The sequence below is a fragment of the Citrobacter sp. Cf088 genome, assembly GCF_030334295.1.
GTDB lineage: Bacteria > Pseudomonadota > Gammaproteobacteria > Enterobacterales > Enterobacteriaceae > Citrobacter > Citrobacter freundii.
In genome coordinates this window covers 36,877-51,379 of the sequence record NZ_JAOWEE010000056.1, presented here as the reverse complement: position 1 = coordinate 51,379, position 14,503 = coordinate 36,877, and the positions used below count along the sequence as shown (strand labels likewise).

Sequence of the window (14,503 nt, the reverse complement as noted above, 5' to 3'; positions counted from 1 at the left end):
TCTGCCGGAGGGGTTGTCTATGGTTAAACAGCGGAAAGGGATATGACGGCGCACACGCATAGCATCGGGAAGGAAGTCTCTTCAGTCATTGCCCAGTCATGGCATCGTTGCAGCAAGTTTATGCAGCGGGAAACCTGGCAGGCGCCGCATCAGGCGCAGGGACTGACCTTTGAGTCGATTTGTCGTCGCAAGACGGCGTTGCTGACGATTGCTCAGGCTGCGCTGGAAGATGCCTGGGAGTTTATGGACGGCCGCCCGTGCGCGCTGCTGATTCTGGATGAATCAGCCTGTATTCTCAGCCGTTGCGGCGATCCGCAGACGGTAGAACAGCTGGCGGAGCTTGGGTTTCGTGACGGCAGCTACTGTGCAGAAAGCATCATTGGCAGTTGTGCCCTGTCGCTGGCGACGATGCCGGGCCAGCCGACAAAAACCTCTGGCGAGCAGCATTTTAAACAGGCGCTGCATCCGTGGTCGTTCTGCTCGACGCCGGTCTTCGATAACCATGGTCGACTGTTCGGCTCCATCTCGCTATGTTGTCTGGTGGAGCATGAGTGCGTTTCTGATTTATCCCTGACGCTGGCGATTGCCAGAGAAGTCGGCAACTCTTTGCTGACCGACAGCCTGCTGGCTGAATCCAACCGCCATCTGAACCAGATGTACGGGCTGCTGGAGAGTATGGATGATGGTGTGATGGCCTGGAACGAACAGGGCGTATTGCAGTTCATCAATGCGCGAGCGGCGCTGCTTTTGCATCTCGATGCGCAGGCCAGTCAGGGGAAAAACATTCACGATCTGCTCAATCTCCCCATGCTGCTGCGCCGGGCGATCAAACATGCCCGCGGTCTGAATCACGTCGAAGTTACCTTTGAAAGCCAGCATCAGTTTGTTGATGCCGTCATTACCCTGAAGCCGATTGTTGAGGAGCAGGGCAACAGCTTTATTCTGCTGCTGCATCCAGTGGAACAAATGCGCCAACTGATGACCAGCCAGCTCGGCAAGGTGAGCCACACCTTTGAGCAGATGTCGACTGACGATCCGGAAACCCGCCGCTTGATCCATTTTGGACGCCAGGCAGCGAGGGGGAGTTTCCCGATCCTGCTGTGTGGGGAAGAGGGTGTTGGTAAAGAACTGCTGAGTCAGGCCATTCACAATGAAAGCGAGCGCGCCAGCGGGCCGTATATCGCCGTGAACTGTCAGTTGTATGCCAACAGCGTACTGGGGCAGGATTTTATGGGCAGTGCGCCCACCGACGATGAAAATGGCCGGTTGAGCCGTCTTGAACTGGCGAACGGCGGCACGCTGTTTCTGGAAAAAATTGAATATCTGGCACCGGAGCTGCAATCCGCGCTGTTACAGGTGATCAAACAGGGGGTGTTAACCCGCCTGGATGCCCGTCGGCTGATTCCGGTGGATGTCAAAGTGATCGCCACCACCACGGTTGATCTCGCCAATCTGGTGGAGCAAAACCGCTTTAGCCGTCAGCTGTATTATGCGCTGCACTCTTTTGAGATAGTGATCCCACCGCTGCGGGCGCGGCGCAGTAGTATTCCCTCGCTGATTTATACGCGGCTGAATAGCCTGAAAAAACGCTTTTCATACAGTTTGAAGATCGACGACGACGCGCTGGCGCAACTGGTGGCCTATTCGTGGCCGGGCAATGACTTTGAGCTGAACAGCATTATCGAAAACATCGCCATCAGCAGTGATAACGGCCATATTCGGCTGAGCAATCTACCGGATTATTTGTTTGCCGAACGTCCAGGTCTGGAGACGGCGTCTTCACTGCTGCCTGCTAGTCTGACGTTTACCGCTATCGAAAAAGAGGCGATTATCCATGCTGCCCGCGTCACCAGCGGGCGCGTGCAGGAGATGTCGCAACTGTTGAATATCGGTCGCACTACCTTGTGGCGCAAGATGAAGCAGTACGACATTGATGCCAGCCAGTTTAAGCGCAAGCATCTGGACTAGTTTCTTCAATTCTCGCCATCGAGAACAGCGCGTCTGACAGTCGGTTGATATAACGCCTGGGTTCATCGCGTAACGTTAGCGATCTGCTCATCGCGATGAGGACCCGCTCCAGTCGGCGCGTCAGGGTTCGCGCAACGTGTAGCTGTGCCGATGCGAGATTTTTCCCCGGAATAACAAACTCTTTGAGCGGGCCGCTTTGCGCCATATTACGGTCAATAAGCTGCTCCAGCGCCTGAGTATCCTCTTCACCAATACGCTGTTGTAAGCGAGCGAGTCCTTTCTCATCGCTGGCGAGTTCCGCACCCAGAACAAACAGCATTTTCTGTATGGCGTGCAGATCCTGGCGTAGCCCGGCCTGACGCGTGCTGGCATAGCAGACGCCAAGTTGGGAAATCAGTTCATCCACCGTGCCATAGGCCTCAACGCGGATGTCGTCTTTGTCGATACGGCTGCCGCCAAACAGTGCGGTCGTGCCTTTATCGCCGGTTCGGGTGTAGATGCGGTACATTTATTTTATCTCGCTGAAGGGAAGCACTTTGACCAGTTGACCAGCATTAGCACCGAGGACGCGGAGCCGGGCTGCACCGGCGCGGATATGACCACGGATCAGCGCCCGATCCTCGGGCAACTGGGCGTGGGTTAACGCAATATCACCCGTGGCGTTAAGACCCAGACCGACACGTAGCGTTGAGCTTTTGGCCGCAAGTTTGCTCAATGCCAGTGCGCAGTCATGCTCGTCGCAACAGATTGCCCGGCAAGGGACGCCTTGCTCTTCCAGTCCCCAGCACAGCTCATCAAGCACGCGAGTATCCTGCCAGCGTGAGTGATAAAACAGATGTACGCCCGGTGATGAAAGTGACATTGCGCCCCCTGTACTATCAGAATGCCTGACGGAAGATCTCGGCAATTTCTTTCTCGTTCCCTTTGCGCGGGTTAGAGAAGGCGTTGCCGTCCTTCAGCGCCATTTCCGCCATGTACGGGAAATCGGCTTCTTTGACACCCAGATCGCGCAGATGCTGCGGAATGCCGATGTCAGCAGAGAGACGGGCAATGGCGTGAATAGCCAGTTCGGCGGCATCCATGGTGGAAAGTCCGTCAGTGTTTTCGCCCATAAACTCTGCAATGTCGGCAAATTTTTCCGGGTTAGCGATCAGGTTATAGCGCGCCACGTGCGGCAGCAGTACGGCATTCGCCACGCCGTGCGGCATGTCGTACAGACCGCCAAGCTGATGCGCCATCGCGTGAACGTAGCCGAGGTTGGCGTTGTTGAAAGCCATACCTGCCAGCAGGGAGGCGTAGGCCATGTTCTCGCGAGCTTTCAGGTTGCTGCCCAGCGCTACGGCCTGACGCAAGTTGCGTGCGATCAGGCGAATAGCCTGAATAGCGGCAGCGTCGGTGACCGGGTTGGCATCTTTGGAAATATAGGCTTCCACGGCGTGGGTCAGGGCGTCCATACCCGTCGCGGCGGTCAGCGGGGCGGGTTTGCCAAGCATCAGCAGCGGATCGTTAATGGAGACCGACGGCAGGTTACGCCAACTGACAATCACAAACTTCACTTTGGTCTTGGTATTGGTCAGCACGCAGTGGCGGGTGACTTCGCTGGCGGTACCGGCAGTGGTATTCACCGCAACGATCGGCGGCAGCGGGTTGGTCAGGGTTTCAATCCCGGCATAGCTGTAGAGATCGCCTTCGTGAGTTGCTGCGATACCGATGCCTTTACCGCAGTCATGCGGGCTACCGCCACCGACGGTAACGATGATATCGCAATGCTCTTTGCGAAAGACTTCCAGACCGTCACGCACGTTGGTGTCTTTGGGGTTAGGTTCAACGCTATCAAAAACCACCACGTCAATGCCCGCTTCACGTAAATGGGCGAGGGTTTTATCTACCGCGCCGTCTTTAATGGCCCGCAGACCTTTATCAGTAACCAGCAGCGCTTTTTTACCGCCTAACAGTTTGCAGCGTTCGCCGACAACGGAAATAGCATTGGGGCCAAAGAAGTTCACATTTGGCACCAGGTAATCAAACATACGATAGCTCATAATATACCTTCTTAGATTTAAATTATAATTCAGAGAAACAATTCAGTGCGGTTTCTGCTAATAATCTGTCTTGTTCCACGGTGCCGCCGCTAACGCCAACGGCACCAATTAATTTACCGTTTAATATGACAGGTAAACCGCCGCCGAAAATAACAATGCGCTGTTGGTTGGTAAGCTGCAAACCATATAGCGAAGCACCAGGTTGTACCGCATCGGTAATTTCATGGGTACCCTGGCGCAGGCAGCAGGCGGTATACGCTTTATTAAGAGAGATATCACAGCTGGTGACAAACGCATCGTCCATGCGTTGCATTAGCAGCGTATTCCCACCGCGATCCACCACGGAAAAGACCACCGGAACGCTGATCTCAAGCGCTTTAGCCTCAACGGCCTGCGCCATTTTTTTTGCAGCCGCCAGCGTAATGGTGGCAATTTGTTGGCTCTTATTCACAGTTTCTCCTGAAAATGTTGTAGGGCTGAGGTCACGAAACATATCGCGCAACAGCTATTTTTATCATTGGCTTTACCTTATTTTCTCGCCGCACGTTATTAAGTCAATAGGGCGAAAATTTCAAAGATATTAAATTCACCTTCCCGGTTTTGCGTTTATTGATAATGATCATTTAACCTCGTCACAATTCACGATGGATATTCCTGAATTGCGTTTCAATATGAAACGATGCGTTTTTATTAGGTACCAAATTGGAACGAAATTAATTTTATTTTTTTATTGTTCTGCTCATTTAGAGTTCGACCATTGCTGATGAAAGGCGAATGACGGGTGTTGTGTCCCCGGCAATGCGGCCCGGCGTCCCTATTTTTTATCTTTTGAGTCAATAAATCATGAGAAGATCAAAACGATTCGAAGTACTTGCGAAGCGGCCTGTAAATCAGGATGGGCTGATTGGCGAATGGCCTGAAGAGGGGCTGATCGCCATGGAAAGCCCCTACGATCCAGCGTCGTCGGTGAAGGTGGAAAATGGTCGTATTGTTGAGCTGGACGGTAAGAGCCGCGCCGAGTTCGACATGATCGACCGTTTCATTGCCGACTACGCCATTAACGTGGCTGAGGCCGAGCACGCCATGCAGCTCGACGCGCTGGAGATCGCCAGAATGCTGGTGGATATCCACGTCAGTCGGGAAGATATTATTGCCATTACCACTGCCATCACCCCGGCGAAAGCGGTGGAAGTGATGGCGCAAATGAACGTGGTGGAGATGATGATGGCGCTGCAAAAAATGCGTGCCAGACGCACGCCCTCCAACCAGTGCCACGTGACCAACCTGAAAGATAACCCGGTACAGATTGCCGCCGACGCTGCTGAAGCGGGGATCCGTGGCTTTTCCGAGCAGGAAACGACGGTTGGCATCGCCCGCTACGCGCCGTTTAACGCCCTGGCGCTGCTGGTGGGTTCCCAGTGCGGTCGTCCTGGTGTGCTGACGCAATGTTCTGTTGAAGAGGCCACGGAGCTGGAGCTGGGCATGCGTGGGCTAACCAGTTATGCCGAAACTGTGTCGGTGTATGGCACAGAATCGGTGTTTACCGACGGTGATGACACTCCGTGGTCCAAAGCGTTTCTCGCCTCGGCTTATGCATCGCGTGGCCTGAAGATGCGCTACACCTCCGGCACTGGCTCGGAAGCGCTGATGGGCTATTCCGAAAGTAAATCGATGCTATATCTGGAGTCGCGCTGCATTTTTATCACTAAAGGCGCGGGCGTACAGGGGCTGCAAAACGGTGCGGTCAGCTGCATCGGCATGACCGGCGCCGTGCCTTCGGGGATCCGCGCGGTGCTGGCGGAAAACCTGATTGCCTCAATGCTCGACCTTGAAGTGGCCTCCGCCAATGACCAGACCTTTTCTCACTCCGATATTCGCCGTACTGCCCGCACCCTGATGCAGATGCTGCCGGGTACCGACTTTATTTTCTCTGGTTACAGCGCGGTACCCAACTACGACAACATGTTTGCCGGGTCGAACTTCGACGCTGAAGACTTCGATGATTACAACATCCTGCAACGCGATCTGATGGTTGACGGCGGTCTGCGTCCGGTGACTGAAGAAGAAACCATCGCTATACGCAATAAGGCTGCACGCGCCATTCAGGCGGTGTTCCGCGAACTGGGCCTGCCGCTGATTAGCGATGAAGAAGTGGAAGCCGCTACTTATGCTCACGGCAGCAAAGATATGCCTGCGCGCAATGTAGTGGAGGATCTGGCGGCCGTGGAAGAGATGATGAAGCGTAATATCACCGGGCTGGATATCGTCGGCGCGTTGAGTTGCAGCGGTTTTGAAGATATCGCCAGCAATATCCTCAATATGCTGAGACAGCGTGTTACTGGTGATTACCTGCAAACGTCGGCCATTCTGGATCGCCAGTTCGACGTCGTCAGCGCCGTCAACGACATCAATGATTATCAGGGACCTGGTACCGGCTATCGCATCAGTGCCGAACGCTGGGCGGAAATTAAAAATATTGCGGGCGTGGTTCAGCCCGGCTCGATCGAATAAGGCGGAACACTGTGGAATGCACAACTGAACGTAAGCCGGTTTTCACCTTACAAGTGAGCGAAGGCGAGGCGGCTAACGCGGATGAACGCGTGGATGAAGTGGTGATTGGCGTCGGCCCGGCCTTTGGCAAGCACCAGCATAAAACCCTGATTGATATGCCTCACAACGCGATTCTGAAAGAGCTGGTTGCTGGCATCGAAGAAGAGGGATTACATGCGCGGGTAGTGAGGATCCTGCGCACCTCGGATGTTTCTTTTATGGCATGGGATGCGGCAAACCTCAGCGGCTCAGGCATCGGGATTGGCATCCAGTCGAAAGGAACCACGGTGATTCATCAGCGCGATCTGCTGCCGTTAAGCAACCTCGAGCTGTTCTCTCAGGCTCCGCTGCTGACGCTGGAAACCTATCGTCAGATTGGTAAAAACGCCGCGCGATATGCACGCAAAGAGTCGCCTTCGCCGGTGCCAGTGGTCAATGACCAGATGGTGCGCCCTAAATTTATGGCCAAGGCCGCGCTGTTTCATATCAAAGAAACCAAACACGTGGTGCAGGATGCTGCGCCTGTCACGTTGCATATTGCACTGGTAAGGGAATGACCATGAACGACAACATCATGACTGCGCAGGATTACCCATTAGCGACCCGCTGCCCGGAGAAAATCCAGACGCCTACCGGCAAGCCGCTAACCGACATTACTCTTGAGAATGTGCTGGCGGGCCGCGTAGGACCGCAGGATGTGCGTATTTCTCAGCAAACGCTGGAGTACCAGGCGCAGATTGCCGAGCAGATGCAGCGTCATGCCGTGGCGCGCAATTTTCGTCGTGCGGCAGAACTGATTGCGATTCCGGATGCCCGCATTCTGGAGATCTACAACGCGCTGCGACCGTTTCGTTCTTCTTTCGCCGAGTTGCAGGCCATTGCCGATGAACTGGAACACACATGGCATGCCACGGTGAACGCCGGGTTTGTCCGCGAATCGGCAGAGGTATATCAGCAGAGAAATAAGCTGCGTAAAGGCAGCCAGTGACGGAGGCAGCATGCCGTTAATTGCAGGGATCGATATCGGCAACGCCACCACCGAAGTGGCGTTGGCGCAGGATGGCCGGTTTATCGGCAGCGGGATTGTCGCCACGACCGGTATGAAAGGCACGCGGGATAATATCGCCGGGGTAGTCGCGTCCCTGCAGCAGGCGCTGAATAACACGCCGTGGTCGCTGCAGGACGTAGCAAAAATTTGCATCAACGAGGCCGCACCGGTGATTGGCGATGTGGCGATGGAAACCATCACTGAAACCATCATTACCGAATCGACGATGATTGGTCATAACCCGCAAACGCCCGGTGGCGTTGGCGTGGGCATGGGAACCACCATCGCCGTGGAGAAGTTGGCGGCGTTGAGCGAGGATCGATTTGCCCAGGGCTGGATCCCGTTGGTAGGTGAGGAGATGGATTTCCTTGAGGCGGTTTGGTTTATCAATGAAGCGCTGGATCGCGGCGTCAATGTGGTGGCGGCCATCCTGAAAAAAGATGATGGCGTGCTGGTGAATAATCGCCTGCATCGGCCAATGCCGGTGGTTGATGAAGTCACTCTGCTGGAGAAGGTACCGGAAGGTGTTCTGGCGGCGGTGGAAGTGGCGGCCCCAGGACAGGTGGTGCGGGTGCTGTCGAACCCTTACGGCATTGCGACCTTCTTTGCCCTGACGCCCGAGGAAACGCAAACTATCGTCCCCATCGCCAGAGCGCTGATTGGCAACCGTTCCGCCGTGGTGCTGAAAACCCCGCAGGGCGATGTGCAATCAAGAGTGATCCCGGCGGGTAAGATCTTTATCCGTGGTGAAAAGCGTGGCGGTGAAGCCGACGTAGCGCAAGGCGCGCAGGCCATTATGCAGGCGATGAGCGCCTGCGCGCCCGTGTGTGATATTCGTGGTGAAGCAGGCACGCACGCAGGCGGCATGCTGGAGCGGGTGCGAAAGGTAATGGCGTCCCTGACCGGCCATGAGATGAGCGCGATATACATCCAGGATCTGCTGGCGGTGGATACGTTTATTCCGCGCAAGGTGCAGGGCGGGATGGCCGGCGAGTGCGCCATGGAAAATGCCGTCGGGATGGCGGCGATGGTGAAAGCGGACCGTCTGCAAATGCAGGTTATCGCCCGCGAACTGAGCGCCCGACTGCAGACCGAGGTGGTGGTGGGCGGCGTGGAGGCCAACATGGCCATCGCCGGGGCGTTAACCACTCCCGGCTGTGCGGCGCCGCTGGCGATCCTCGATCTCGGCGCCGGCTCGACGGATGCGGCGATCGTCAACGCGGAGGGGCAGATAACGGCGGTCCATCTCGCCGGGGCGGGGAATATGGTCAGCCTGTTGATTAAAACCGAGCTGGGCCTCGAGGATCTTTCGCTGGCGGAAGCGATAAAAAAATACCCGCTGGCCAAAGTGGAAAGCCTGTTCAGTATTCGTCACGAGAATGGCGCGGTGGAGTTCTTTCGGGAAGCCCTCAGCCCGGCGGTGTTCGCCAAAGTGGTGTACATCAAGGAGGGCGAACTGGTGCCGATCGATAACGCCAGCCCGCTGGAAAAAATTCGTCTCGTGCGCCGGCAGGCGAAAGAGAAAGTGTTTGTCACCAACTGCCTGCGCGCGCTGCGCCAGGTCTCACCCGGCGGTTCCATTCGCGATATCGCCTTTGTGGTGCTGGTGGGCGGCTCATCGCTGGACTTTGAGATCCCGCAGCTTATCACGGAAGCCTTGTCGCACTATGGCGTAGTCGCCGGGCAGGGCAATATTCGGGGAACAGAAGGGCCGCGCAATGCGGTCGCCACCGGGCTGCTACTGGCCGGTCAGGCGAATTAAACGGGCGCTCGCGCCAGCCTCTCTCTTTAACGTGCTATTTCAGGATGCCGATAATGAACCAGACTTCTACCTTAACCGGGCAGTGCGTGGCCGAGTTTCTTGGCACCGGATTGCTCATTTTCTTCGGCGCGGGCTGCGTCGCTGCGCTGCGGATCGCCGGGGCCAGCTTTGGTCAGTGGGAGATCAGTATTATCTGGGGCCTTGGCGTCGCCATGGCCATCTACCTGACGGCCGGTGTCTCCGGCGCGCACCTTAATCCGGCGGTGACCATTGCCCTGTGGCTGTTCGCCTGTTTTGAACGCCGCAAGGTGCTGCCGTTTATTGTTGCCCAGACGGCCGGGGCCTTCTGCGCCGCCGCGCTGGTGTATGGGCTCTATCGCCAGCTGTTTCTCGATCTTGAACAGAGTCAGCATATCGTGCGCGGCACTGCCGCCAGCCTTAACCTGGCCGGGGTCTTTTCCACGTACCCGCATCCACATATCACTTTTATACAAGCGTTTGCCGTTGAGACCACCATCACGGCAATCCTGATGGCGATGATCATGGCCCTGACCGACGACGGCAACGGAATTCCGCGCGGGCCGCTGGCGCCGTTGCTGATTGGCTTGCTGATCGCCGTGATCGGCGCGTCGATGGGGCCGCTAACCGGCTTTGCGCTGAATCCGGCGCGCGACTTCGGCCCAAAACTGTTTACCAGTCTGGCCGGGTGGGGCTCGATCGCCTTTACCGGTGGGCTGGCGATCCCTTACTTTCTGGTGCCGCTGCTGGCGCCGGTGGTGGGGGCGATTATCGGGGCGTTTTTGTATCGCAAGCTTATCGGCCGCTTTCTGCCGTGCGAATGCGGTATCGATGAGTAAAGCGGGACCCGCCGCAGCGCGGCGGGTTTCCCCGGCCTGATGCCGGGGGGGTTATTTTTTGATGACCGCGCTGAGATCGCCAAGTTTAGCGGCGGGGTTCTTGTGGCACTCCTGCAGCATTTTCGGTACCGAAACGGTCTCGACTTCATGCCAGTCAACATAGTCGCCGCCGCTAAAGTCGGTGTTGCGATTCACTACCCAGAAGGCCACCGGGGTCATGCTTTTTGGGTTCATATCCATAAATTCCTGACAGGTCATATTCTGCGGCGTGGTTTCCTCAACCGCGAACGCCGGGCTGGTCATCAGACAGAATGTGGTAGCCGCCACGGTCAATACGAGTGCTTTAGGGAAGGTGCGAACAAGTCCCTGATATGAGATCATGTTTGTCATCTGGAGCCATGGAACAGGGTTCATTATGAGTCATAAAATTAGCTTGTTTTTAATTGTTCGCCATTGACTCTGTTTGTGTTTTTAATTGTCTATAATCAATTGGTTATGAAATTATTTTCGTTTCTGATTGGTTCTCTCATCTCCCCATTGTACTATCGTTACCTGACCCATTACCTGACCCAAAATGGGCACTGGGTCAGGTAACGATTATTTTCAGAAAGGTAACCTCATGGCCGCTAATCTTACCGAGACAGCTATCCGTGGATTAAAGACAAAAAGTATGTCGTACTACGAATGGAGCAATAGCGCTCAACGTGGTACCGGCAGGCTTGGTGTCAAAGTTCAGCCTTCAGGTAGCAAGATTTTTTATTTCCGTTACTACGTTGAGAAAGGCAAGAAAGAAAAGTTCATTCAATTGGGCATCTGGCCTGAGATGAAACTGGTGACGGCCAATGAGCTGGCGAAAAAATACGGAGCTTGGCTTGTTGAAGGAAAAGAGCCCCAGCAAGAGCTTGAGCAACAGCGTCTGGCCGCGCAGCACATTATGCAGATCCATCGTTCTCAGGGATCGTTTGAAGAACTGGTGCATGGCTACGTTAATAAGATGAAGCTCGACAATAAGCGGACTTGGGCTGACGTCCTGAAACGTCTTGAAAAAGAGTGCTATACGGTTATTCCTCGTGAGACCAAAGCGAAGGATGTAACACCTTTGCAGATCAAAACCATCCTCTCAGGCATTATCCAACGTGATGCCGTTGTCCATGCAAACCGCATTCGTTCCTACTTGATGGCGGCATTTAACTACGGGCTTAAAGCCGATAACGATCCGATGAATACCAGCGTGGGTATTACATTCGGGCTTGAAGTTAATCCGGTATCGGCCATACCGAAGCAGTCCTCGGCGGAGAAAGTGGGTGATACATGGTTAACGCTGGAAGAGCTACGTTTTGTCATGGAGCAGTTCGCTCAGGCAACTAACGTTGGGCCGCTGATGCAGCACCTAATCCGCTTCTGTGTTTATGCTGGCGGGCAGCGACCATTTGAAATGATTGCCAGCCAGTGGAGTGCAATTGACTGGCAGCAAAAGACGTTACTGGTCATAGCTGATGTGTCGAAAAACAAGCGTGAACACCTGATCCCGTTGACTGAATCGGCACTACTAGAATTAGACTCAGTGAAAGAGCTGACGAAGGAAAGCAGCAGTCCCTATATTTTTCCTCTATCGACCAACAATGAGCGCCCGGTGCGTACCGATAGTCTGGCGCGTTCCATCATGTATTTTCGGGCCTTTAATCTCGAGTTTAAAGTTTTCACGGCGCGAGATTTACGTCGCACTTGTAAAACGCTAATGGGGGAGGCTGGGATTAGCAAAGAGATCCGCGACCGTATCCAGAATCACGCTTTGAATTGATCTCTTCCCTTCTTTCAGTACCGTTGTAAAGTAGAGTTTTGGCCCTTCTTTTCCGTCCAAAAAGAGGTCATTCGTTATGAAAAAGACGCGTTATACCGAGGAACAAATTGCTTTTGCACTCAAACAGGCTGAAACCGGCACTCGTGTCGAGGAAGTCTGCAGAAAGATGGGGATTTCTGAGGCGACATTTTACAATTGGAAGAAGAAATTTGGCGGCATGGGCGTCACGGAATTACGCCGTCTTCGCCAGCTTGAGGAAGAGAATCAGCGCCTCAAACGTCTCGTCGCCGATCTGAGTCTGGACAAGGAGATGCTGCAGGATGTCATTCGAAAAAAGTTCTGAGGCCGCCGCAGAAGCGGGAAGCAGTTGAATATCTGCTGGCGGCCTACCGTATCGGTGTACGCAGAGGATGCCGTCTGATAATGCAGAGTCGCACGGTTTATCATTACTGTAGTCATCGTGACGACAGGGCTATTACCCAACGGATACGGGAAATTGCAGAAACGCGTATCCGTTATGGCTGCCAGCGCATTCATATTCTTTTGCGCCGTGAGGGCTGGCTGGTTAACCATAAGAAAACACACCGTATTTACTGCCTTGAGGGGCTCAACCTGCGTTCGAAACGCCCACGCCGGCATGTGACCGCCAGACACCGGAAAGGACGGCCTCAGGTGCTTGTTGCAGATCAGTGCTGGAGCATGGATTTCGTTGCTGATAACCTGTTCAACGGGCGTCGGATCAGGGCGCTAACTATAGTCGATAATTTTAGTCGGGAATGTCTGGCGATCGAAGTCGGTCAGGGGTTACGGGGCGAGAATGTTGTGGCTGTTCTGGAGCGGTTGAAGCTGTCGTGGGGGCGTGTTCCGCAAAGGCTGCAGACAGACAACGGCAGCGAGTTTATCTCTAAATCGATGGACCGTTGGGCCTATGAAAATCAGGTGACGATGGACTTCTCACGGCCCGGAAAGCCTACGGATAATGCCTTTATAGAGTCATTTAATGGCAGCCTGAGGGATGAATGTCTGAACGTACACTGGTTCCTTTCTTTGGAAGATGCTCAAGAGAAAATTGAATGCTGGCGGCAGGAATATAATCACTTTCGCCCACATTCTTCGTTAAATAATCTGACTCCGGCAGAATTTGCCCGAAGTCATCAAAAAGGTCCGGATCTCTAGTTTAGCCTGGTACGGATATTGGGAGGAGGTCAAAAAGGTCCGGATCTCTAGTTTAGCCTGGTACGGATATTGGGAGGAGGTCAAAAAACCGGAAACCTCAAAAAGTGTCTGGAACTAAAACAGGGATACTTACAATATCAGTTTTATTCGCCTGCAGGGAAAATGGTGCTATCTGGCGCTTGTCGTTGATTTATATTCACGCCGAATTATCGGTTCAGCACTTTCATTAACCGCTGATGCAGCTCTGGTATGTAGAGCCTTGCGTAATGCGCTGGAAACACGATCACATAATGGGTGTCTACTGTTCCATTCAGATCAAGGCGTTCAATATAAAAGCAACAAATACAGAAAGTTGCTCTGGCACTATGGCGTAATACAAAGCATGAGCCGCAGAGGGAACTGCCTGGATAATTCCCCTATGGAAAGGGTCTTTCGCAGCCTTAAAAGCGAATGGATCCCGAAAGGGGGGTATGGTTATTTTAGTCATGCAGTGAGCGATATAAACCAATGGATAAATGGTTACTACAATGCATATCGACCTCACACCAACAACGGCGGTTTACCCCCATGTTTGCATGAGGAAAAATGGAAACAGGTTATTCCAGTGTCCTGATTTTGTGATCCACTACACCAGACATACCAGCCGCTGCGGGCCACCCGGAGGACGCGACACATAGTTTTGATGCTGAACTCAGCCTGATGTTTTTCAATAAAGACATACTTCATTTAAGGCGCTTCGCGAAGTATGTCGCTGCCTTTTGGAGGATAGCCAGTTCCTAAGCTTGTTCCGCCAGCTGTCGCTTTAACCGGACATTTTTTGCGGCCACCTCACTTTCACGTTCTGAAGAGGTCATTTGTTGCTGTTGCTTACTACGCTAGGTATAGAGCTGCAATTCATAAAGACTGAGCTTGGCGGACAGCAGCGACGCCAATGCGTTCCGCAAGCTTTAGGGCTTCGTTGCTAAATTCAGGCGTATGTTGCTTACGTGGCTTCTTACTGGTTGATACGGATTTTGTCATGTGATCGACCTCTGGTAGAGAGTTTACTCACTTAGTCGCGTGTCCACTATTGGCGGGTAAGATCATGTAATTACATTGTAAGGGAAAGGGCAGCTCTACTTGCATTGGGTCGATGTCCATATAATCTATTTAGATTCTATTCAGGTAATTTTTAAAGAAACAATGTGTAACTTGATAAAATAAATAGATAAACCCTGTCGGTAATGACTCCAACTTATTGATAGTGTTTTATGTTCAGATAATGCCCGATGACTTTGTCATGCAGCTCCACCGATTTTG

The 14,503-nt window shown here is 53.7% G+C and carries 13 protein-coding genes and 3 pseudogenes; 9 read left to right on the top strand and 7 right to left on the bottom strand.

The window, feature by feature from the left end; genetic code table 11:
• The first annotated feature begins 42 nt into the window (after nt 1–42).
• Entirely contained in the window at nt 43–1,968 is a 1,926-nt protein-coding gene (gene dhaR, locus OGV71_RS21075; protein WP_193863309.1) for a dihydroxyacetone kinase operon transcriptional regulator DhaR, read from the top strand.
• On the opposite strand, the gene OGV71_RS21070 is transcribed toward dhaR, so the two are convergent.
• The 4 genes from OGV71_RS21070 to OGV71_RS21055 are packed head-to-tail and all read right to left on the bottom strand — an operon-like array spanning nt 1,946 to nt 4,461.
• The gene (locus OGV71_RS21070; RefSeq protein WP_003841452.1) at nt 1,946–2,476 is read right to left on the bottom strand and encodes a cob(I)yrinic acid a,c-diamide adenosyltransferase; all 531 of its coding nucleotides are present in this window, start codon (nt 2,474–2,476) and stop codon (nt 1,946–1,948) included. The genes dhaR and OGV71_RS21070 overlap by 23 nt on opposite strands.
• Nucleotides 2,477–2,830, bottom strand: a complete 354-nt coding sequence (locus OGV71_RS21065; protein WP_032950260.1) for a glycerol dehydratase reactivase beta/small subunit family protein — start codon at nt 2,828–2,830, stop codon at nt 2,477–2,479.
• Nucleotides 2,831–2,846: 16 nt separating this feature from the next.
• Nucleotides 2,847–4,010 carry a 1,3-propanediol dehydrogenase gene (gene dhaT, locus OGV71_RS21060; RefSeq protein ID WP_148361444.1) on the bottom strand — a complete coding sequence of 388 codons (1,164 nt, stop codon included), beginning with the start codon at nt 4,008–4,010 and terminating at the stop codon, nt 2,847–2,849.
• A gap of 22 nt (nt 4,011–4,032) precedes the next feature.
• Nucleotides 4,033–4,461, bottom strand: a complete 429-nt coding sequence (locus tag OGV71_RS21055; protein ID WP_003024730.1) for a GlcG/HbpS family heme-binding protein — start codon at nt 4,459–4,461, stop codon at nt 4,033–4,035.
• A 392-nt stretch (nt 4,462–4,853) separates the two neighbouring features.
• Between OGV71_RS21055 and OGV71_RS21050 the strand changes: the two genes are divergently transcribed.
• Genes OGV71_RS21050 through OGV71_RS21030 form a run of 5 tightly spaced genes read left to right on the top strand, consistent with a single transcriptional unit; the run spans nt 4,854 to nt 10,227 of the window.
• Nucleotides 4,854–6,521 (top strand): propanediol/glycerol family dehydratase large subunit, encoded by a 1,668-nt coding sequence (locus tag OGV71_RS21050; RefSeq protein ID WP_048217121.1) that lies wholly within the window; start codon nt 4,854–4,856, stop codon nt 6,519–6,521.
• Nucleotides 6,522–6,532: 11 nt separating this feature from the next.
• Nucleotides 6,533–7,117: a propanediol/glycerol family dehydratase medium subunit gene (locus tag OGV71_RS21045; protein ID WP_003024724.1), complete on the top strand. Its 585-nt coding sequence runs from the start codon at nt 6,533–6,535 to the stop codon at nt 7,115–7,117.
• Between the two features lie 2 nt (nt 7,118–7,119).
• Complete coding sequence (locus tag OGV71_RS21040; RefSeq protein ID WP_003024721.1) at nt 7,120–7,548, top strand: diol dehydratase small subunit; 429 nt, start codon at nt 7,120–7,122, stop codon at nt 7,546–7,548.
• A gap of 10 nt (nt 7,549–7,558) precedes the next feature.
• On the top strand, nt 7,559–9,370 hold the full coding sequence (locus OGV71_RS21035) for a diol dehydratase reactivase subunit alpha (protein ID WP_286526384.1): 1,812 nt from the start codon (nt 7,559–7,561) through the stop codon (nt 9,368–9,370).
• A gap of 53 nt (nt 9,371–9,423) precedes the next feature.
• Nucleotides 9,424–10,227: an MIP/aquaporin family protein gene (locus OGV71_RS21030; protein WP_286533967.1), complete on the top strand. Its 804-nt coding sequence runs from the start codon at nt 9,424–9,426 to the stop codon at nt 10,225–10,227.
• 51 nt (nt 10,228–10,278) lie between these two features.
• Here OGV71_RS21030 and hdeB read toward each other — a convergent pair whose 3' ends face one another.
• Entirely contained in the window at nt 10,279–10,530 is a 252-nt protein-coding gene (hdeB, locus tag OGV71_RS21025) for an acid-activated periplasmic chaperone HdeB (RefSeq protein ID WP_007372196.1), read from the bottom strand.
• 316 nt (nt 10,531–10,846) lie between these two features.
• Between hdeB and OGV71_RS21020 the strand changes: the two are divergent.
• The 3 genes and pseudogenes from OGV71_RS21020 to OGV71_RS21010 form a co-directional block, all read left to right on the top strand.
• Nucleotides 10,847–12,025: pseudogene (locus OGV71_RS21020) on the top strand (tyrosine-type recombinase/integrase); the annotation flags it as partial.
• A 79-nt stretch (nt 12,026–12,104) separates the two neighbouring features.
• Nucleotides 12,105–13,204, top strand: a protein-coding gene (locus OGV71_RS21015; RefSeq protein ID WP_088732386.1) for an IS3 family transposase whose coding sequence is annotated in 2 segments (ribosomal slippage) — nt 12,105–12,366 and nt 12,366–13,204 — 1,101 coding nt in all. Because the reading frame shifts where the segments join, the coding sequence is not laid out codon by codon here.
• Between the two features lie 133 nt (nt 13,205–13,337).
• Nucleotides 13,338–13,817, top strand: a pseudogene (locus OGV71_RS21010) (IS3 family transposase); the annotation flags it as partial.
• Nucleotides 13,818–13,831: 14 nt separating this feature from the next.
• On the opposite strand, the pseudogene OGV71_RS21005 reads toward OGV71_RS21010, so the two are convergent.
• Nucleotides 13,832–14,224, bottom strand: a pseudogene (locus tag OGV71_RS21005) (IS3 family transposase); the annotation flags it as partial.
• A gap of 214 nt (nt 14,225–14,438) precedes the next feature.
• Nucleotides 14,439–14,503: IS1 family transposase (locus OGV71_RS21000; protein WP_071603212.1), on the bottom strand; the 65-nt coding region annotated here is incomplete at its 5' end.